The sequence below is a fragment of the Thiofractor thiocamini genome (assembly GCF_055384375.1).
In genome coordinates, this window is the sequence record NZ_AP042389.1 from 1815977 (window position 1) to 1836190 (window position 20214).

At 36.6% G+C, this 20214-nt stretch carries 19 protein-coding genes; 2 read left to right on the top strand and 17 right to left on the bottom strand.

The genetic code is table 11. The features are described from left to right. Nucleotides 1–2: 2 nt before the first annotated feature. From ACZ47B_RS09245 to ACZ47B_RS09285, 9 genes are all read right to left on the bottom strand, one after another. Nucleotides 3–2435, bottom strand: coding sequence for an NADH-quinone oxidoreductase subunit G (locus ACZ47B_RS09245; RefSeq protein ID WP_464894251.1), 2433 nt, complete (start codon nt 2433–2435; stop codon nt 3–5). Then, entirely contained in the window at nt 2432–4684 is a 2253-nt protein-coding gene (locus ACZ47B_RS09250) for a 2Fe-2S iron-sulfur cluster-binding protein (protein ID WP_464894252.1), read from the bottom strand. Before ACZ47B_RS09250 ends, ACZ47B_RS09245 begins: the two co-directional genes overlap by 4 nt. After that, entirely contained in the window at nt 4681–6714 is a 2034-nt protein-coding gene (locus ACZ47B_RS09255; RefSeq protein WP_464894253.1) for an FAD-dependent oxidoreductase, read from the bottom strand. The genes ACZ47B_RS09250 and ACZ47B_RS09255 overlap by 4 nt, the downstream gene beginning before the upstream one ends. Then, nucleotides 6711–6944, bottom strand: coding sequence for an NADH-ubiquinone oxidoreductase subunit E family protein (locus tag ACZ47B_RS09260; RefSeq protein WP_464894254.1), 234 nt, complete (start codon nt 6942–6944; stop codon nt 6711–6713). The genes ACZ47B_RS09255 and ACZ47B_RS09260 overlap by 4 nt, the downstream gene beginning before the upstream one ends. A 13-nt stretch (nt 6945–6957) precedes the next feature. Continuing rightward, nucleotides 6958–8184: an NADH dehydrogenase (quinone) subunit D gene (gene nuoD / locus ACZ47B_RS09265; protein WP_464894255.1), complete on the bottom strand. Its 1227-nt coding sequence runs from the start codon at nt 8182–8184 to the stop codon at nt 6958–6960. Nucleotides 8185–8187: 3 nt separating this feature from the next. Next, complete coding sequence (locus ACZ47B_RS09270; RefSeq protein ID WP_464894256.1) at nt 8188–8985, bottom strand: NADH-quinone oxidoreductase subunit C; 798 nt, start codon at nt 8983–8985, stop codon at nt 8188–8190. After that, nucleotides 8985–9494, bottom strand: coding sequence for a NuoB/complex I 20 kDa subunit family protein (locus ACZ47B_RS09275; protein ID WP_464894257.1), 510 nt, complete (start codon nt 9492–9494; stop codon nt 8985–8987). Before ACZ47B_RS09275 ends, ACZ47B_RS09270 begins: the two co-directional genes overlap by 1 nt. Further along, nucleotides 9476–9865 carry an NAD(P)H-quinone oxidoreductase subunit 3 gene (locus tag ACZ47B_RS09280; RefSeq protein WP_464894258.1) on the bottom strand — a complete coding sequence of 130 codons (390 nt, stop codon included), beginning with the start codon at nt 9863–9865 and terminating at the stop codon, nt 9476–9478. The genes ACZ47B_RS09275 and ACZ47B_RS09280 overlap by 19 nt, the downstream gene beginning before the upstream one ends. A gap of 196 nt (nt 9866–10061) precedes the next feature. Beyond that, a complete protein-coding gene (locus tag ACZ47B_RS09285; RefSeq protein WP_464894259.1) occupies nt 10062–11795 on the bottom strand; it encodes an ATP-binding protein in 1734 nt (577 codons plus the stop codon). A gap of 96 nt (nt 11796–11891) precedes the next feature. Between ACZ47B_RS09285 and ACZ47B_RS09290 the strand changes: the two genes are divergently transcribed. After that, complete coding sequence (locus ACZ47B_RS09290; protein ID WP_464894260.1) at nt 11892–12629, top strand: amino acid ABC transporter ATP-binding protein; 738 nt, start codon at nt 11892–11894, stop codon at nt 12627–12629. A 5-nt stretch (nt 12630–12634) separates the two neighbouring features. Then, a complete protein-coding gene (locus tag ACZ47B_RS09295; protein WP_464894261.1) occupies nt 12635–13141 on the top strand; it encodes a thioredoxin family protein in 507 nt (168 codons plus the stop codon). A 30-nt stretch (nt 13142–13171) separates the two neighbouring features. On the opposite strand, the gene soxB is transcribed toward ACZ47B_RS09295, so the two are convergent. The 8 genes from soxB to soxC all read right to left on the bottom strand — a co-directional run bounded on the left by soxB (nt 13172) and on the right by soxC (nt 19953). Next, entirely contained in the window at nt 13172–14947 is a 1776-nt protein-coding gene (gene soxB / locus ACZ47B_RS09300; protein ID WP_464894262.1) for a thiosulfohydrolase SoxB, read from the bottom strand. Nucleotides 14948–14955: 8 nt separating this feature from the next. Next, a complete protein-coding gene (locus tag ACZ47B_RS09305; RefSeq protein ID WP_464894263.1) occupies nt 14956–15405 on the bottom strand; it encodes a hypothetical protein in 450 nt (149 codons plus the stop codon). A 10-nt stretch (nt 15406–15415) separates the two neighbouring features. Then, nucleotides 15416–16318, bottom strand: a complete 903-nt coding sequence (gene soxA / locus ACZ47B_RS09310; protein WP_464894264.1) for a sulfur oxidation c-type cytochrome SoxA — start codon at nt 16316–16318, stop codon at nt 15416–15418. Between the two features lie 30 nt (nt 16319–16348). Next, on the bottom strand, nt 16349–16651 hold the full coding sequence (soxZ, locus tag ACZ47B_RS09315) for a thiosulfate oxidation carrier complex protein SoxZ (RefSeq protein ID WP_464894265.1): 303 nt from the start codon (nt 16649–16651) through the stop codon (nt 16349–16351). Nucleotides 16652–16713: 62 nt separating this feature from the next. Further along, nucleotides 16714–17199, bottom strand: a complete 486-nt coding sequence (gene soxY, locus ACZ47B_RS09320) for a thiosulfate oxidation carrier protein SoxY (protein ID WP_464894266.1) — start codon at nt 17197–17199, stop codon at nt 16714–16716. A gap of 17 nt (nt 17200–17216) precedes the next feature. After that, nucleotides 17217–17570, bottom strand: a complete 354-nt coding sequence (soxX, locus tag ACZ47B_RS09325; protein ID WP_464894267.1) for a sulfur oxidation c-type cytochrome SoxX — start codon at nt 17568–17570, stop codon at nt 17217–17219. Between the two features lie 15 nt (nt 17571–17585). Then, a complete protein-coding gene (locus ACZ47B_RS09330) occupies nt 17586–18677 on the bottom strand; it encodes a c-type cytochrome (RefSeq protein ID WP_464894268.1) in 1092 nt (363 codons plus the stop codon). Next, entirely contained in the window at nt 18658–19953 is a 1296-nt protein-coding gene (gene soxC / locus ACZ47B_RS09335) for a sulfite dehydrogenase (RefSeq protein WP_464895723.1), read from the bottom strand. The genes ACZ47B_RS09330 and soxC overlap by 20 nt, the downstream gene beginning before the upstream one ends. Nucleotides 19954–20214: the final 261 nt, after the last annotated feature.

The following is a 20214-nucleotide window of genomic DNA, read 5'->3' on the forward strand; positions in this document are numbered from 1 at the left end:
TCTTACACCTTTTTAAGATTGACTTTTGCATATCTGTACCCGCCTTTAAAAATCCCACTGACATCCAACTTTTCATCAAATGTCGGAAGATATGGAATGTTACCTGTAATTTTATTGTCAAGTTTGATTTTTGTCATCAAACTTACATTTTCATTTGTAATTTCAACTTCATCATTTTCATTTAAATTGAATTTATCCATAAATTCTTTGGAAGCAAATAGCGCACCTTCACTCTTTAGCTGTTTTGCTTTGTTTGTAAATCTACTAAATTGCAAAACCGGCTCACACCTGTAAACCACAACCCCGTCAAAACTCTCTATCTCATCGATCTCTTCAGGGACTCTTAACTTTGTTCTTCTTGGTTTATTGTTGAGCATATAACCTCTGTGTTCATTGCCTGCATTGTCAAAATAGTTTGGCAAATCATCAAAATCAACTTCTTTAAAACCTTTTGATGCAGGCAACTCTTTTGTATACTCTATCGTATACTCTTTTTTTAGTCCCAATTCATTGGCTATATCGTTTAGGATATAACCGCCATAAGCAACAGCCGCATTTGTAGGAACTACTCTTTTATCAATGTTAACAAATGTTCCCTCTTGCTGATTTAATGCCGGCATATCAAGATCCCCATCACCTAAGGCACTTAAAGTAAAATCACCTTTTACATTGTATCCTATGCTGTATTCTCCCTCTTTGTCATCCAAATCACATATCAAACTAACACCCAAAGAGTTTGTTTGAGGAGGGATGATAACTACTTCAAAATCACCATATTTCTCAAGAAGCCCAGCTAAAAGTGCTATATTTTTTGCTCTTTTATGAGTGTAGAGGTCTTCGCCGAGGATGAGAGAGAATTTATCTTTTTTTGCAAGAAATTTATCTAACTTTGTATTAAAATCATCAGGTAAGCCTATGATGTCATAAAGTTTGTTTTTTACGATCTCAGCCTCTTCTTCTATCTCTTCTTTGGTTTCTATCTCTTCGTCATTTACCGTTTCTTTTTTGATAATCGTTTTTTTCTCAATAATTTTTTCGATCGTTTTAAAACTGTTTAAGATATCAACCGTTTCTTTTGGCAATTCTTCTTTGTTCCCAAAAAGGTCTAGCAGAAGATATAGTATAGCTTCCTCGCTGCCTATTTTGTTTTCAATTTGCATGATATTTTTTGCATATCCTTGAACGACAGGGTCTCCTACAGGATGAAAGTAAATACCGGCTCCTTTGTTCATGGTTAGAGCATTATTGAAAGCAAAGCCCACATTTGGTGAGTCTGTTTTTATAGCACTTCCGACACTTATGACAAAATTACTTGATTTTATCTTTTTCAAATCTCCTTGATAAAGTGTATGACCACTCTCTTTGGAAAATTCATCCAAAAACTCTTTATACGCCTTTGCTTGAGGGTTTATAAGTTTATAACCCAATTTTTCCTTTAATTTTTGAAGAATCAAAGCTTCTTCGTTTGTTATAAAAGAGTCAAATTTTATAGTGTCGGCTTTTTTAAAGGCTTCAAGTGCCTTGTTAAAAGCCTCTTTATCTTTTTTAACTTCAAGGTTGGCAAAATCAAAGCCAAATCTTGCTGCACCGTTTATCTTTTGATAGTGAAACTCATTGGTTACACGAAAGATTTTTTTCTCAGGTTTGTCAATGCTTTCGTGTCTTACTTCATAAAATATTTGTGCACAGTCACTGCTGTGAGGATTAGATGCCGGTATTCTTTCAAGCTCCCAGGCGTTTGAATTGTATTTGAAGTCACTGCTTACAAGTGCGCCCACAGGGCATACGCTGATACACTCTCCGCAAAATGTACAATCCAACTCTTCACCACTGACTGTACCTATAAGAGATTTTTGCAGTTTGTTCCACATAGCGTACGCATCTTTTGGCATACTCTCTTTGTATCCTTTATCAAGTGCATCCCCGCCTCTTTTTACAGTTTTTAATGCACTGTCACCTATCATATCTTTACAAACAGTTACACATCTTTCACAAACTATACATAAAGATGGATCATAATTTATCAAGCCCCATTTTTTAGGGCTTCTATCGCAGTCAGCTATGGCATAGCTTTGGGAGTCAACCTGCATGTACAATGTATTGTTTTGAAGTTCACACTCTCCGCTTTGGTCACAAACACCACACTGTAAAGGATGGTTTATGTCATACACTTCCATGATAGCACGTCTCTCTTTGGCTATTTCATCATTGTCCGTGATAACTTCCATGCCATCTTTGGCTTTTGCGTTGCAGGAGTAGACTCTTTTGCCATCTGCTTCGACAAGACAAAGCCTGCATGCAAGTGTAGGAGAACACTCACTTAAGTAGCAAAGAGCGGGTATATATATCCCGTTTCTTCTAGCGATATTCAAAAGAAATTCACCCTCTTTGGCTTGACACTCTTTGCCGTTGATATTTACTGTTATGTCACTCATTGTTCACTTCCATCGCTACTTATTTTTACCCTAAAGTATCTATACTTTGAGAGCAGTTCGTCATTGTGCAATATCGAATCAAACAGTGAAACTTCACCTACGGTTCCTTTAAAGTTTTTATTTGATTTGAATTTTCTTTTTATTTTTACGCCACCCAAGTCAAGCTCTACTTCACTTCCGCCTTTTACTTTGGCTGCTACGGAGAATTGAGATGAGCCCTGTAAAAACTGTTTTTCTTCAAGGGGTTTGCAAAGAGCGGTAAATTCGTTGAATTGGTGAACCGGCTCACACCTGTAAACCACAACCCCGTCAAAACTCTCTATCTCATCGATCTCTTCAGGGACTCTTAACTTTGTTCTTCTTGGTTTATTGTTGAGCATATAACCTCTGTGTTCATTGCCTGCATTGTCAAAATAGTTTGGCAAATCATCAAAATCAACTTCTTTAAAACCTTTTGATGCAGGCAACTCTTTTGTATACTCTATCGTATACTCTTTTTTTAGTCCCAATTCATTGGCTATATCGTTTAGGATATAACCGCCATAAGCAACAGCCGCATTTGTAGGAACTACTCTTTTATCAATGTTAACAAATGTTCCCTCTTGCTGATTTAATGCCGGCATATCAAGATCCCCATCACCTAAGGCACTTAAAGTAAAATCACCTTTTACATTGTATCCTATGCTGTATTCTCCCTCTTTGTCATCCAAATCACATATCAAACTAACACCCAAAGAGTTTGTTTGAGGAGGGATGATAACTACTTCAAAATCACCATATTTCTCAAGAAGCCCAGCTAAAAGTGCTATATTTTTTGCTCTTTTATGAGTGTAGAGGTCTTCGCCGAGGATGAGAGTTTTTTTATCTAAGACATCAGCTGATTTTGCGATGGATTCTATCTCTTCTTCACCGACATTCGTTTCGGCGCATATATATCCTTCATCCAATTCATCAAAATACTCTTTAAGCTCATTTGGGATATTTTTACCATCTAACAGAGCCTTTGCCAAAATCGATAAAACTCCCTCTTCACTTCCAACTTCATATCTTATAGAATTACTTATGATATCTTTTAAAACAAAGTCTTCTATCGGGTGCATATCTATGACTTTGGCACCTTTTCTTTTTAAAGCTTCACTAACATGAAATCTTACCATTGGGTTATCAGTCGATAGTTTTGTGCCTATGGATATGATAAGATCACTTGATGAGATACTTTTTAAATCTCCACTGTAGAGCTTATGACCACTGTCGCCTGAAAAATCTTCTAAAAATTTCTGATACTCTTTGTTGCCGTGACTGATGAGTCTGTATCCAAATTTCTCTTTTAGTTTTTGAAGGATGAGAGCTTCTTCATTGGTTATAATCCCACTAAATTTTATAGTATCAGCTTTTTTAAAAGCCTCTATCGCTTTATCAAAAGAGCTTTTATCTTTTTTAACACTTGTGTTGGCAAAATCAAATCCAAATCTACCTGCACCGCAAAGCGATGCAAACTCTTGTTCATTTACAACTCTTGTAATGATCTTTTCAGGTTCATCTATACTCTTGTGTCTTACATCGTAATATAAAAAGCATCCACTACTACAGTGTGAGCAACTTGCAGGTATCTTTGTGTTTTCCCAGGCATTAGCTTTGTATTTGAACTCATTTGATATCATAGCACCTACCGGGCAAACACTTATGCATTCCCCGCACTGTATGCACTTACCCATATCATTATCTATAGTTGAATTGTATCCGTTTGGTCTGATGTAAAGAGCTTGAGTTCCTACTATCTCATTACAAACAGTTACACATCTTTCACAAAGTATGCAAAGATATGGATCATATCCAAGTATTTTCCACTTTTTACCTTTTCTTTTTTGCTCTTTTGCACTGAATTCTTGTGAGCTGACACCAAACTCCAAAGTTTTGTTTTGAAGTTCACATTCACCACTTTTATCACATACTCCACACTCAAGCGGATGATTGACATCATAAAGTTTCATGATATTTTGTCTATGAGTGAAAAGTTCTGGCGAATTTGTGTGTACAACTATCCCATCAACCGCTTTTTCCTGGCAGCTAAGTATAAAACCTTCAACTCCCTCCACTTCAACTGAGCACATTCTACAGCTTGCTATGGGATTTGTTTTGCTAAGATAACACATAGTCGGTATATATATGCCGTTTCTTCTGGCAACTTGCAAAATCGTTTCACCCTGTTTCGCTTCAAGCTTTACTCCGTCAATGGTGATATGTATCATGCTTCACCCCCGGATAGCTCTTTGTTTTCTACTGCTACCATAGCTATGTAGTAGCATCTCATACATCTCTCGGCTTCATTTATAGCTTCTTGTGTCGTTAAGCCAAAATTTACCTCTTTTTGGGAATGTTTTCTTATGTCAACATCGAGTTTTTGGCTGACTTCTCTTTTAACTCCCGGCATCCAACCTGTAATTTTTTCATTTTTATTGTAAACTCTCAGTTTTCTCAAGTGATCTTCCATGATCTCTTTATCGCTCAACTTTACTTCACCGGTTTTTAAATATCTAAGCATAACCGAAGCGGCTCTTTTTGCCTGACCGACGGCATTTACTATGGTCATTGGACCATATTCGCAGTCACCTGCGGCAAAGATACCTTTTTTATTTGTCATATAGGTATTGTTAAAAGTTTTAAATGTATTCCAACTTGTTAGTGACAAATCCCATTCTTTTGGAACAAAGTCCATATTGGCATCTTGTGAAACGGCAGGTATGAGATAATCACATTCTATAAAGTAGTCTTCACCTTCTATGTGATTTAGGCTTGGTCTGCCTCCGTTTGGATCGGGTACCAGTTCAAATTTGTTTATCTTTAATTTTTGAAGATTATCATCTTCATCCGTTATGATCTCTTCGACCGCAGAGTAAAATTTAAACTCTACTCCTTCTTCTATGGCTTCATGATACTCTTCATAGCTTGTATTGTTTATGATGGTTTTTTCATCTCTTCTGTAAAGGAGGATAACCTTTTTGGCATTTGCTCTTATGGCACATCTTACAACATCCATAGAAGTAAAGCCACCACCTACACAAACTACGGTTTTGCCACTAAGATCAACTTCTTCTCCTATGCCCCATTTTACATTTAGGTTGATTTGATCCAAAAATTTTATAGCAGGCCAGTACCCCTTTATCTCGGGTCTTTCATTTTTTGCTCTTATCTTTTTTGATATTCTTGTGCCGGTTGCAATTAAAATAGCATCATAATCTTGCTCAAACTGTTTTATCATTTCGACGGTTACTTTTGTGTTTAGTATAAAATTTACCCCAAGAGCTTTTACGGCTTCTATATCTTTGTGGTATCTCTCATATGGCATTCTATACTCTGGAACTCCTACGGCTACTTCACCTCCAAGAACAGGAAGCTCTTCATATACATCACACTCTACGCCGCCAAGGGCGAGATAGTACGCTCCGGTAAGTCCTGCAGGTCCTGCGCCTATGATGGCAACTTTTTTACCTATAGGCTTTGCTTTTTTGGTCGGATATACAAAATCAAGTCCATGATCACTCTCGTAATCAGCACCTATCCTTTTAAGCTCCATGATTGCAATAGGTTCGTCAAGATTTGCTCTTCTGCAGGCATCTTCGCAAGGATGAGGACAAACTCTGCCACAAGTGTGAGCCAAAGGCATGGTTTGTTTGGTAGCTTTCAAAGAATCGACAAATCTAATATCCCTAACTCCCTCGATATAACCTGGTATATCTACATGACTGGGACACATATCAGTACAAGGCGCGGTTACATCGGCTACATAATTGATATCATCTTGGTGATATTCGCAAGATGGCTTTTTGTTGTTAATCAAATCCAAAAAAACATCTTCAAAATATGTCATGATGTCCAAAATCGGAGTAGGTACAGTCTTTCCTATTTCACATTTGCTGGTATTTTGCATGGTGGAGCTGACTTCTCTTAAGTGCTCCAAATCACTCATCTCGCCTTCGCCTCTTGCGATTTTATCCAGCAAGTCATAAAGGATTCTACCGCCCCATCGTCCCGGGGCACATCTGCCGCATGCTTCGCTGTATACTTGATATTGTGCGGCATATTTCATAGCCAGTTTTACAACATCCACATCTTCCTTGAAAAGCACAAGTCCATCCCAGCCTATAAAAGCTTTTGTATCATTATCCACTCTGTGAAATTCAGGAAAATAAAAAGATGATCTTTGCCACTCATCTTTTGGTTTGTTGCGGTTGTCTATGATTTCTCTTTGCCAGGTGGAGAAATAAACTAAACTTTTCAAGCCGCTTTCCTTTTGACCACGATAGTCCAGTCTGCTTCATTGAACTTGAGTGAATTCATAAGTTCATGACCGTTTTCTTTTACGATGTCGGCACTCTTTTGCACAGGAGAAAAATCACCTATTTCAAAAAGAAATATACCTACTTCTTCAGGTTTTAAGTCTGTTTCTATAAGTTCAATCATTCTATCATAAAAATTATCTTTTAAAGGTCTTAAATCATATCGTTTCATTTATAAATCTCCTTTATCTATCAATCTCGCCGAAGACGATATTGAGATTTCCTATGATTGCTGTAACATCAGCTATATAGTGACCTACCAATAACTCTTGAAGTATGCTGGTATGCCAAAAACTTGGAGCTCTTACTTTTAGTCTATATGGATAAGGATCACCCGCAGAGTTTATATAAAATCCAAGCTCTCCTTTTGGAGATTCGGTTGCTGCGTATACTTCTCCTTTTGGAGGCCTCATGCCCTGAGTAACCAGAACGAAATGTTGCATTAAAGAGTAGTTTTGAGTCATGATCTGCTCTTTTGGAGCTGATATATACTGTGGAGCATGAGCCATGACTTCCGGCTCGGTATCACTATACATATCAACCAACTGCCTAAGTATTCTAACGCTTTGCCTCATCTCTTCCATATAAAGTTTGTATCTTCCGTAACTATCACATCTATCACTGTATGGAACATCAAAATCCAATTCATCATAAAGTTCATAAGGTTCTTCTTTTCTGATATCCCACTGAACGCCACTTCCTCTTAGAACGATACCGGAGCATCCCCAGCTTATGGCATCTTCTTTGGAAATCACTCCAACATTCTCAAGCCTCATTTTCCAAATCCTGTTTTGATCCAAAAGGCCTTCATAATCAGCTATATTTTTATGCATTTGGCTAAGATAGACACTTAATTTATCAAGCCACCCATTTGGCAAATCAAGAGGAACACCACCGATTCTTACAGAAGAGTGTGTAAGTCTTGCTCCACAATAATCCTCCATCAAATCCATAGCGAACTCTCTTTCTCTAAAACAGTATAGAAATACCGTCATAGCGCCCACATCAAGTGCATGAGTTGCCAGCCAGAAAAGATGTGAAATGATCCTGTTTAATTCAAGAAGCATCGTTCTTATGACTTTTGCACGCCTTGGGACTTCAAGACCTATGAGCCTTTCAACTGCCAAAGCATAACCATAATTGTTGGAAGTTGCGGCTATATAATCCATCCTGTCTGTTGTCGGCAAAAATTCATTGTATATCATGTTTTCAGCCATCTTTTCCATGCCTCTATGAAGGTATCCGATGTCGGGGATGGCTTTTTTGACCTGCTCTCCGTCAAGCTCCAGTATAAGTCTTAACTGACCGTGAGCTGAAGGGTGTTGAGGTCCAAAATTGACAACCATTGTGTTGTCAACTCTATCAAAGTTCAAGTTCTCGAAAAACGGTTTTAGTCTATTTGCCTGTTGCATGGTTTACCTTCTTGTATTTAAAACTTTGGATTTATCTTTTTTGAATTCATCTATAAAAAATACCCCATCTTCTTCTTGGTAGTCCTGGGTAGTTCTCTCTTCACTTGGTTTGGCACCATATGGTACTTCATGATAAATTCTTACAAAGTTTTTGGTATCTTTTCTGTCAACTTTTGCAGGATCTCTCTGCTCAGGTCCTATGATATCTCTGTATTCTTTACCAAAAATTTTATCCACTTCATACCATGATGCCGCTTCGTCGCCCTGTAGAGGATAAGTTTTTCTAAGCGGATGTCCATGCCAGTCATCAGGCATGATAAGTCTTTTTAGGTTGTAGTGGTTGTTTACATTGACACCCATAAGATCAAACATTTCTCTCTCAGCCCAATCTGCACTTTTAAATATAGTATATATGCTTTCAATAGCACTTTGCTCTTTTATACGACATTTAACTCTGAGTCTTTTTCTTTTTTTCATAGATAAGAGTTGATAAAATATCTCGAATTCTCCGTTTTGGGCAAGATAGTCGTTTGCACTCATTTCACTTAAAAAAGTATAATCAAGTTCATCTTTTAAAAACGAAAGAACCTGCTTGTTGTCTTCGGGTTTGATGATAAGAACAAGCTGCCCTCTTTGTATATAAGCTTCTTTTATCTTGAAATGCTTTTTTAACTCTTTATAATCTTTCGAGAAAATTTCATCAGAATTTACATCCTCTTTGGGAATGCTGGGAACCACATAAAATCTGTCATTGTAGTAAGCTTTTTTTTGAACGTTTTTTCTGTTTTTATACTCTCTCATCATATCAACCTTTTAGGTTTTTGTTTTTGAAAAGCACTCTCTTTTCTTATCTGTTTTTGAAGCATCATAACGGCATACTGCAAAGTTTCCGGTCTTGGAGCGCATCCTGGAAGGTATATATCAACCGGTATAACCCTGTCAACACCCTGAACGGTTGCGTAAGTATTGAACATGCCTCCTGTATTGGCGCAGCTTCCCATGCTTATCACCCACTTTGGCTCGGCCATTTGATCATATAGTCTTCTAGTGAATTCAGCATGCTTTTTTGTAAGAGTTCCGGCTATGATCATTACCTCGGCTTGTCTGGGACTTGCTCTAAAGATAGTACCGAATCTATCGAAGTCATATCTGCTCGCTCCGCTTGCCATCATCTCGATAGCACAACAGGCAAGACCGTAGGTCAAAGCCCATAAAGAGTTACTTCTTCCCCATTGAACAAGTTTATCAACTGTCGTCAAGGCGATGGGAAGACCGCTTTCTTGAAGATAGTTTACTTTATGCTGTGCCATTCTAATGCTCCTTTTTTCCAAGCGTAAACAAAACCGATCGCCAATAGTAGTATAAATGAAATCATTTCAACAAAACCGAACATTCCAAGAACTTTAAAGTCGATAGCCCATGGAAACATAAATATAATCTCCACATCAAAAAGTATAAACAAAAGTGCAAAAAGATAAAACTGGACCGATATCCTGTTTGGCTGTTTCGTGACTTTTGGTCCGCATTCGTAAATGGTTAGTTTTAATTTTTCCGTATCAAGTCTTGCCAGCTTTCTACTTGCCCATCTTGCTAGAACTGTCGTAGCAAAAAATGCAACAGAACTTAAAGCCAAGAAAACAAATGCCCCAAAATAGGGATGGGCAAAATTCATATGACTCATAATATAACCCCTTTACTTAAGTATATAAAATAATTACTGCATAATAATACTATATAAAAATAAAAATTAATCTTATTTCATATAAAAAAATGATAGTTATAGAAAAATACTATATGATAATTGTAACATATGGTAACATTAAAGAAAAAATAAAAAGGTATGTCATAAAAAATGTTACAAATAGAAACAAATAGTGCTACAAAACAAATCCCATAGATTTTTCTTCGCCGAATGTTCCCTTTATCTCTCTGTCTATCATATTTTTAAACTCGTTCATTGTGAAAATAGGCTCTTCTTTCACGGCGACATTGAGTGCGGTATTTTTTATGATAACTTTTATCTGACCACCGGTAAGCGGGTATTTTGCCAACTCTTCTATGGAAAAATTCTCTTCATAAACGGCATTTTCCGGTAGATAATTTCTAAAAAGAAGCACTCTTTGTGAAAAATCAGGCTTTTTAAATTCTATTTTGTAGTCAAACCTTCGTGAAAATGCAGGATCGATATTTTCTAGTAGATTGGTAGTCGCTATCAAGATACCGTTAAAATTCTCGATCTGTTCTAAAAATATATTTTGCATTTGGTTGTGCATTTTATCGGTACTGTGGAGGCTTGTGCTTGTTCTGCTACTTAAAAACTGGTCTGCTTCATTTAGAAGTAGCACAGGTGAACTTTTAGTCTTGTGGGAGAGATCGTAGTATGTATCAAATATCTTTCTTACATTTTTTTCACTTTCACCTACATATTGGGATAGGATTTTAGAACAGTCGAAGTTCAAAACACTTTTTTTTAGTGATTTTGAAAGAGAAAGTGCCGTCATGGTTTTACCAGTGCCGGGAGGTCCATAAAAGATGATCTTTGAGCTAACCCCTCTTTTCCTGTCCACTATACCCCACTCTTTTAGTCTTGAGAGGACTTTTCTATCCATTCTTTTTAAAAGATTGTTTAGTATCTTTGCCGTTTTTGGATGTAAAACTACATCGTCAAGTGTGGTTTTCGGCTCGATCAGTTCGAAGATATCCTGCTCTTTTATAAGGGTATTTAGCTTGATTCTTTTGGCTTTTTTATCCTTGGTCGGTCTTATGATCTTTTGTATGACTTCTTCTGAGATATAAAAACTTCTTGTAACACCTCCGAAAGCCGTTAGCATTTCATCAAAATCGACCAAAGAGTTTTCTATGAGTTTTGAGCCTTCTTCCAAAAGAGCTCTGTTTTTTATCTTTTCATACTCATTTTGGCTTATCAGATCTATGAGTGTATTCATGTCCCTTAAAGTCTCTATGTCGGAGCTGTACTCTTCTTTCAAAAGAGCTAAAAAAATGATTTTTTCTTTTTCGTTGAGCTCATTTTCCAAAGCGATCTCTTCTATGGTCAAGTCACATTCACTTTTTAGTATCTTTTTATTTATCTTCTCTTCAAAGAGTGCCAAATTTTGTTTTAGAACCGCGATATTTGGTGATTCTTCTTTGAAACTGTTTCTTAGGTTGGATAGTTTTTGATATAGCTCTATCCTGGTAAATTGGTCTTTTAAGTATTCAAGATGGTCGGCGTACGGTTCTTCGGTAGGTAAGATGACTTCCGGGTCACTGCTTTCTAGAAGTTTTAAAAAGTTACTGCTTAGTGATATACTCGAATGTAAAAGTTCCAAATTTGATAAATCCTTATTTTTTTGGTTTAGCAGAGTATTTCTTGTAAGCCATCCCGATTCAAGTAAATTTTTTATGATATGTATCTTTTTGATATGCATATAGCTTTTTGGGGTATAGATCTCTTTTAGTAGAGATGATACCGTAATCTCTTCATTTCCTTCGATATACTTGTGTGTCAAGTTTTTTAATATACGGGCTTCTTCAAGTGAGCATTTCAGTTGAGAAAATATGGTAGAATTTTCAATATCGCTGTTTTCCAAAAAGTTTATCAAGTTTTCCAATAAATGTCCTGACCCCGAATTTTACAAAATTCGGGCTAATATAATTTTAACTGTTATTATAATACAATTATCCTAAATTATCTATTTGGAGATATTATGGACTATATGATTGAGATGGAAGGGGTCAATAAATTTTACGGCTCGTTTCAAGCCTTGAAAGATATAAATTTTAAGGTTAAAAAAGGCGAAGTTGTAGTCATTTGCGGACCAAGCGGCAGTGGAAAATCAACTCTTATAAGATGTATCAACAAGCTTGAAGATATAGATGAAGGCAAGATCGTTGTTGACGGTATCAATCTCGATGAAAAAAAAGTAAATGTAAACAAAATAAGAGAAGAGGCAGGGATGGTGTTTCAGCATTTCAACCTTTTTCCACATCTTAGCATCATTGAAAATATCATGATAGCACCTATGAAAGTTAGAAAAGTACCTAAAGAGGAAGCCCAAAAGTTTGCTATGGAACTGCTTGAAAGAGTAAAGATACCACATCAGGCAAACAAGTATCCAAGTGAACTAAGCGGTGGACAAAAACAAAGGGTCGCAATAGCCAGAACTTTGGCGATGAAGCCTAAAATCATACTTTTTGATGAGCCGACAAGTGCACTTGATCCTGAAATGATAGGTGAAGTCTTGGATGTTATGAAAGAATTGGCAAGGGAAAATTATACAGTAGTTTGTGTTACTCATGAGATGGGTTTTGCAAAAGAGGTAAGTGATAGGATAGTATTTATGGATCACGGCATAATAGTCGAAGAAGATGACCCACATGCGTTTTTCAATCATCCCAAAACAGATCGTGCAAAACAGTTTTTAAGCGAGATATTGCATCATTGAGCGCCATGAGAAAATTGATTAAAACTATATTCCTTATCATGCTCTCCTTTCAGATATCATACGCTATGGAACTTCCCTCTTGGGTGGAGAAGAAAAGTACAGATATAAATACTTTGGTTAAAAAAGCTGCCAATGGGCATAAAACAGTTATGCTCTTTTTTGATCTTGAGGATTGCCCGTGGTGTGCTAAGATGATAAAAAACAATTTTAGCGGCGGTGAGTTGACTGAAAAAACTAAAAAGAATTTTCTTGTTGTCCACATATCAAACGATGGGGACAGGATAGTGCATTATAAAAATTTTGTAGGCAGTGAGAGTGATTTTAAAGATAAGATGGATGTATATTTTTCACCTACTATGATATTTTTAGATAAAAAAGGAAATGTTATAGGAAAATTTGAGGGGTACAGAAACCCGGATAAGTATAAAACCATACTTTCTTATATATTGAGCGGTGCGTATAAAAAGATGAAATATATAGAATATCTAAATGAGTTTGAATTTGACAACTAAGGCTTTACTTCCTTAGTTGTCAAATGTTTCTTAAGCACAGTTCGTTATGCCTGGGTTTCCTTTGACTCCTATGATATCCGGAGTATCTACTTTAAAACCTTTGTCAATGTGTTTTACATTTTTAAGATAAGTTTCAACTGTTTCCCAAACAGGCTCTCCCGGAGATTTGGAACCAACCGTTGACCAGCCTGCAACTTTGTATTTTTTGCTGGCTTCTATCTTTTGGCCGTTGGTTAAGTGAAGATCGCTTATCCTGTGACCTATGGTCTTGGCTGGATCGATCTTGTATGACAATCCACCTGTTCTTACCATGTCACCACCTTGTTGATAGTATGGATCTTTGTTGAAAAGATTGTCCGCAACATCTTCAAGTATGGCTTTTATGGTTTTTCCATCCATCTCTCTTAGATATGTTTCAGGATATGTCATAGCCGTTTGAGTGGAAAGATCGTCAAACGTTATAGTTTGACCAGGGATTATGCTTGTACCCCACCTAAATCCCGGACTCAGTGAAACATCAGCGCCTTTTACATCTCTAAGAGCATCACAAATGATTTGATCCCAGCTTCCGTTGAAATTTCCTCTTCTGTAAAGTGTTGTATCAGTAGTCGCAATAGGTCTCATAAGCTCTATAAGATAAGGCTTTCTAACATCATCTATGTATTTTGCCATATCTTTGTCCGGTTCAACCAAATCAGAGAAAATAGGAAGCAGGGTAAATCTAAAATCATCTATTTTTCCATTTTTAATATCAAGATCTAAAACACTGACAAATTTGCCGTTACTTCCTGCGTTACATACATAAGTGACACCTTTTGCATTTTTAACAGGATAAGCTTCAGGAACACCATCATGAGTGTGTCCACCCATTATGAAGTCAATGCCGGTTACTCTGCTTGCCATTTTTTTATCAACATCATATCCATTGTGTGACAGGACTATGATAGCATCTGGTTTCTCTTTTTTCTTGATTTGATTAACAAACTCTTGCATACTTTCATCATTTATACCAAATGTCCAATCAGGGATAAATCTCTGAGGATTTGCTATGGCAGTATAAGGAAAAGCTTGACCTATAACAGCTACTCTTGCATTGCCAAGTTTTTTGATAGTGTAAGGCTTAAAAGCTAATCCACTATCTTCATCATACGCAGGAGCTCCATCAAACAAAGCATCCTCTTTTACATGTACATTTTGGGCTATAAATTCACCTTTGAATTTTTTTATATTTTCCAAAACCTCTTTTTCAGTATATGTAAATTCCCAGTGACCTACCATGACATCTACTCCGAGTTTATTGCAGGCACCTACCATGTCTTGACCTCTTGTTTTAAGTGCTGTCCAACTTCCCTGCCAAGTATCTCCACCATCCATAAGAAGTGTTTTATCTTTGTCAAAGTTATTTCTTAAAAATTTAACAACAGTGGCAAGCTCTGCAAAACCACCCATTTTACCCATAACTTCCGCATGTTTAGCAAAGTTGATGCAGGTAAAAGCATACTCAAGTCTTGGGTCATTTTTGATACCATAATACTTTAAAAACTCTTTTCCTACTATATGAGGAGGTTTTCCATAGTTTCCATAAAGCCCTATATTTACACTCGGCTCTCTAAAATATACAGGTTTTAGCTGAGCATGAGAGTCGGTTATATGCAAGAGTCTTGCGTTTCCAAAGCTTTTTAATTTATAGTAGTCTTTTAAATTGTTGTTTTGAGTTATTCTTGTATGAGAGTTTGCAAATACAGGGGCAGCACCAAGTACTGCCATCATATAGATAAACTCTCTTCTTCCCATATTATTTCTCATTGTCATCCTTAGTATTTAAACCCGTCACCAGGAATCGCAAGTCTGTAAGTATTGGCTGCTTCTTCATGCTCTTGTACCGCTCTTATGGCAAATGTACAAGCTCTCCATGCCGCTTTTAAAGTAGGCATTTTTTTAACCGCAGGCTTACCTTTCTTTTTATAGTGAAGAGTAGTTACTTTGCTGCCGGCTTTTATAGCAGCTTCAGTATCTTTTATATATGCACTATTTGTAACACCGAGTCTTTTAAACTCAACTTGCTCTTTAACGGCAATAGGATTGTATTTTTTCGCCAAATCTATCAAAGATTGAAGAGAGTTGGTGTTCGGATTGCAAACCTTTGCGACATCAAGCTTCATTACACCATTGCTCATAGGAGCCGGTGAATTGCTTGTAGCACAGCCTGCGAAAAAAAGCAGTGCTGCAGACGAGGCTATTGAAATTTTTAATATTTTTTTCATTATCTATCCTTTATCTTCTAACATCAGGACCATCAACAGGTAGTCCGTTTGACATATATGCCATAAAATACAACATTTCAGCTGTCCACTGGCTATCAGGCTTGTGTGGGTTTTCACCCTGATTTTTCTCACAGCCTTTTATCCTTCTCTCAAGTGTTCCAAGACCTGTCCATTTCATTCTGTAAACCGGGAAATGGGTTGTTGCGCCAAGAAGTGGTGAAAGATACTCTAGTCTTACTCTTTGACCTGAGCCTTGGACGTGGCAACTTGCACAAGATAGTTTTAAGTATCCTCTTTGAGAATAATACTCTTTCTTGCCTCTTTCATAAGCCTCGGCAGCAGCTTTTGAGTTTATTTTTATATTGACTTTTTTGCCTGCTTCTCTTGATTGGTCTGCAAAATATGCTTCTAACTGTGTAATTTTACCTTTTGTCCATTTAAAAGGTTTTTGACCCGCAGCTTTAAGACAACTGTTTATAGCACCTGTTAAACTTACGACTTTACCTTTGGCATCATCAAACATAGGATAATTTCCTGCTATAGCAGGATCAGGAAAGCATTTTTTTATAGCCGCATTGGAGTTATATATTTCTTCTCCCGCATCAATATCATCCAAGAAAGGAGCCATTTCCATCATATCGTCATGCTGTTCTTTTCCAGTCTTGTTGTATGCATATGCGCCAAGTCTGAAGTCATTTATATTTGTAACCGGATTTAAAATATTTTTTAACTCATCAGTTGTTGCATATGGGAAAAACTTTGCTCTGTTTGCCAAAGGATTTGAGAACTTTTTCGTCATATAATCTCTTAAAGCCATTCTATCTTTTTCAGCTTGAGCATTAAAGCTGGATGCACTCAGTGCAATTGCTAAAAATGCTGAAAGACTCAAAGCTTTTATCGTTGTCTTTATCATAATTTCTCCTTCATTGTTTAACTAAAACAGTTATCTTATTTTAGCTGTGGTTGTAACACTGTCTCCACTCAAGTCTTTTGCGGTTATCTCTATCTTGTCATCCTTTTTAGCTCCTTTGAATTGGAACTTTATATAAGGATTTTTTGATAAAAACTGACTTGTGCTTACCTCATATACTGTTTCACCGTTTACTTTTGCAACTATATATGTTATAAAGTTTGCTTTCTTGTGTTTTTTCTTGGCTTGATCATAACTAAGCATAGGGTGCTTCATCATGGCTTTTACAGTTACGATTCCATTTTTTTCTTTTGCTTTTATTCTTATTTTTTTCATTCTTTTTTTCCTTTTCCTTTTCTATTTTATTTTAATATGTTCTAAATGTGGATTTGAGCGTATCAACCGCCACAGCCACCGATTGTAACTTTGACTAATTTTTTAGTTTTGTATAGTTTACCATCAGCTTTGGCAACAACTGTTACATATCCTGTTTTTTGCATTTTTATTCTTATAGAATAGTTAGGAATAGAGTTTTTATGTACATCAAAAACAGCAACTGTTGCTTCAGGATTAGAGCTTTGAAATACTGCTATTTGAGTGGCAGGCAGCTTAGTTTTAAAAGATATAGGTATCACTGCACCATTCTCGGCAATGTCCGGAGCTTTTAGGCTTATCTTGCCTTCTGTTGCTTCATTCGTGCCAAAAAGTTGCTTGATAGCTTCATCTGTACCTTTCATAGAAGGTTCTTTTGATTTTTGATCATTTTTTACAGTCCAAGCTTTTGGTTTTGTTTTTCTGAAATCCTCTGCCAGTATCATTTGTGGCGCCACTGCCGCTGCTACAAGTAGTGTAGCTCCTGTTTTAAAAAAACTTCTTCTTTGCATTATTATTTCTCCTTGATTTATTTTATTGTTTTAAGATAAGCAACAACTGCTTTTATATCATCAGGTTGTAAAACACCGTTCAAGCCAAAAGGCGGCATAGCTGAAATCGGATTGGTGGCATTTGGATTGTATATCTTGTCATAAAGATATTTATCCGGATAATTTGCCAATCCTACAAGCTTTGGACCCAAGTCGCCAGGGTTATTGATGTTTTTACCATTAACCGCGTGGCAAGCTAAACAGTTACCTAATTTTTTTGTATTGAAAATCTTTTCACCCTTTTTGATTAGGGCATCATTTGCAGCAAAACTACTAACTGTAACCAAACTTCCTATAATGGAAGCTAACAGTAATGTTTTGGTAAACTTCATTTTATCTCCTTTGTTTTATTTGCTTTCTTTGACCATATAATCAACGATTGCCTTGATTTGGTCATTGCTTAGACTTGGATTTCCACCCTTTGGAGGCATACCATTTTTACCATTAATGGCATTTTGATATACATTATCCATGCCCTCTTTTATCACTGAAGCCCAAGCTTTTTTATCCCCTACCACCGGGGCACCAACAACAGGATTGCCATGACATGCTTTGCAAGTTGCTTCATACATTTTTTGAGCTTTTGTCTTTACACCTTTTTCTTTCTTGGGCTTTGGAAGATCTCTAACTTCACTAAGAGCAGGGTGAAAATCGTGCAATTCATTTTTAATATGAACGACTTTCGCTTCAGGACAATTATGCATACATCTTGTGCCTTTTCCGTAGTTCTCAGGATTACTTAAAAATTTCTTTATGATCTCAGAACTATTTTTAGCATCAACATTTGGATAAAATCCGTTTCTGTTTGGCATTTTGATTTTTAAAAATTTCTTCTTATCAAGCACATAGTCATCATCAAGCTCTTGCCCATCTATAGTTATATCATTTAATGATAAAAGATAAGCTGTCAGTGCATATACTTGATCGTTGCTCAAACTTGTTGGATGATTAAAAGGCATTGCACTTTTTATATACCAAAAGAGTGTAGATGCATAAGGCCAGTAGCTTCCTATGGTTCTTATAGGAGGCTCGTCTCCATTTTCAGGATGAACAAGTTGATTTTTAAGTGTACCTTGTCCTCCTACTAAAGTAGGATAACCTTTTCCACCCATTCCCATATCTCCATGGCACATAGCACATTTTTCGTCATAAAGGTCACTACCTTCTTCCACTGATCCTTTACCGTCCGGTAAGCCCGCACCATCTGGCATTACTTCTATCTTCCAAGCAGCTATCTCTTTTTTAGTTGGTTTTCTTCCATATTTAATTTTTCCAATTTTTTGAGTATTTACTCTGTATTCAGTATATTTTCCATTTTTTACAGGATATATTACCGCGCCATCTATATTTTTTTCTACTTTTGCCATAACTCCGGTTGCTAAAAGTGATGAGGCAATAGTAAAACTTAACATATATTTTTTAGCTTCTAATGTGAACATTGTTAACCTCCCCATTTGATTTTACTTCCCAGGTAACTATGGCATTTCTGTGATATACCGCTTCAACACCCATTTTTTTAACTTCTTGGTCAATTGTCGGCTGAGTGTTGCCGCTATCATCTGTTGCTCTACTTGCAAGCAGGATTGGCTTTCCGTCCCATTTATACAAGAAGCTAAATCTCGTCCAGGATTTTGGCAAAACCAGTCCTTTTAAGTTTGCTTCAGTCCAATTTCTTCCGCCGTCAAATGTAATATCTACATGAGTTATAGTGCCTTGACCACTCCAAGCCAAACCCTCTATCTCTACGATATCACCTTTTTTAAGATCAGTCCAAGGTTTTTCAGGACATGGACTTGTGATTACTGAATTTACTTCCATTGGAAAAAAGAACTGTATAGCTTTGCCACTTGGAGTTAGCATGGTATATTTTGAAGTTTCCTCTTTTGCGTGGAAGGGCTTGTCGCTAAGCTCAAGTCGTCTAAGCCACTTGACATTCAAGTTTCCTTCCCACCCCGGAACCAAAAGTCTTACCGGGTAGCCCTGTTCAGGTCTCAAAGCCTCTCCATTTTGGGCATAGACAAACATGGCATCATCAAGTAGTTTTTCTATAGGAATGGTTCTTCCCATATGAGATGAGTCAGAACCCTCAGCCAATGCCCACTTGGCAGTCGGTTTTACTCCTACCTCTTTTAGTATGGTTGATACCTTTACCCCTGTCCACTCTGCGCTACTCATCATCCCCTTCATAAACTGCAAAGAGTTAAACTGAGGTCCTCTCCAGCCGGTTGAACCGTTAGCGGGACACTCTATGAAGTGAATCCTTGATTCTCTTGGAAATCTTTTTAGCTCATCAAGAGTTAAAACTATCGGATTTTCTACAAGACCGTGTATCATAAGTCTATATTTGTTTGGATCTACTTGAGCAACACCTGCGTGCGATCTATCAAAGAAAAGACCGTTTGGTGTAATGATGCCGTAAAGATCTTGTATAGGACACATAGCAACTGAAGCATAAAAGTCTCCCGAAGAAAGTAGTTCTGTAGTTCTTCTTACAACATTATGTTCATAAGGTGAAGGCATACCATAAGGAACTTCATTGGTAGGAGCACCAAGTTTTTGCCCCCATTTTGGCTCTTTTAATATACAATCTTCATCTGCTTTTAGGCCAACTGGCATGAGGGTGCTTGCTGCAACTACACTTGCTGAATATGCAAAACTTTTTTTAAAAAATTCTCTTCTACCGTTTGATTGGACTTTTGTGTTAGTTTCAATCATACTGTTATCTAAAGAGTTAACTTTATCTTCATTTTTCTTCAAATGAAACCTCCTTCTGTTTTTTTATCAAGTGAAAAGAGTATATTATAAGATTTCATAATATGTCAAGTAAAATATAAAAATAATTAATTCTAATATAAAAAAGTTATGGAATTGTTACACTACGTAACATCACAAATAAGAAAAATTAATATAAGAAATTAAAATATTTATAAAAAATTATTATATTATACTATATAATTATAATTTTTATAAATCATA

Coding starts and splice junctions, on each gene's coding strand:
- ACZ47B_RS09295 (WP_464894261.1), top strand. CDS start 12,635: ATGAGAAAATTGATTAAAACTATATTCCTTATCATGCTCTCCTTTCAG.
- ACZ47B_RS09275 (WP_464894257.1), bottom strand. CDS start 9,494: ATGGCACAGCATAAAGTAAACTATCTTCAAGAAAGCGGTCTTCCCATC.
- soxY (WP_464894266.1), bottom strand. CDS start 17,199: ATGCAAAGAAGAAGTTTTTTTAAAACAGGAGCTACACTACTTGTAGCA.
- soxB (WP_464894262.1), bottom strand. CDS start 14,947: ATGAGAAATAATATGGGAAGAAGAGAGTTTATCTATATGATGGCAGTA.
- ACZ47B_RS09305 (WP_464894263.1), bottom strand. CDS start 15,405: ATGAAAAAAATATTAAAAATTTCAATAGCCTCGTCTGCAGCACTGCTT.
- ACZ47B_RS09290 (WP_464894260.1), top strand. CDS start 11,892: ATGGACTATATGATTGAGATGGAAGGGGTCAATAAATTTTACGGCTCG.
- ACZ47B_RS09245 (WP_464894251.1), bottom strand. CDS start 2,435: ATGAGTGACATAACAGTAAATATCAACGGCAAAGAGTGTCAAGCCAAA.
- soxZ (WP_464894265.1), bottom strand. CDS start 16,651: ATGAAAAAAATAAGAATAAAAGCAAAAGAAAAAAATGGAATCGTAACT.
- soxX (WP_464894267.1), bottom strand. CDS start 17,570: ATGAAGTTTACCAAAACATTACTGTTAGCTTCCATTATAGGAAGTTTG.
- ACZ47B_RS09330 (WP_464894268.1), bottom strand. CDS start 18,677: ATGTTCACATTAGAAGCTAAAAAATATATGTTAAGTTTTACTATTGCC.
- soxC (WP_464895723.1), bottom strand. CDS start 19,953: ATGATTGAAACTAACACAAAAGTCCAATCAAACGGTAGAAGAGAATTT.
- ACZ47B_RS09270 (WP_464894256.1), bottom strand. CDS start 8,985: ATGAGAGAGTATAAAAACAGAAAAAACGTTCAAAAAAAAGCTTACTAC.
- ACZ47B_RS09280 (WP_464894258.1), bottom strand. CDS start 9,865: ATGAGTCATATGAATTTTGCCCATCCCTATTTTGGGGCATTTGTTTTC.
- ACZ47B_RS09250 (WP_464894252.1), bottom strand. CDS start 4,684: ATGATACATATCACCATTGACGGAGTAAAGCTTGAAGCGAAACAGGGT.
- soxA (WP_464894264.1), bottom strand. CDS start 16,318: ATGATAAAGACAACGATAAAAGCTTTGAGTCTTTCAGCATTTTTAGCA.
- ACZ47B_RS09260 (WP_464894254.1), bottom strand. CDS start 6,944: ATGAAACGATATGATTTAAGACCTTTAAAAGATAATTTTTATGATAGA.
- nuoD (WP_464894255.1), bottom strand. CDS start 8,184: ATGCAACAGGCAAATAGACTAAAACCGTTTTTCGAGAACTTGAACTTT.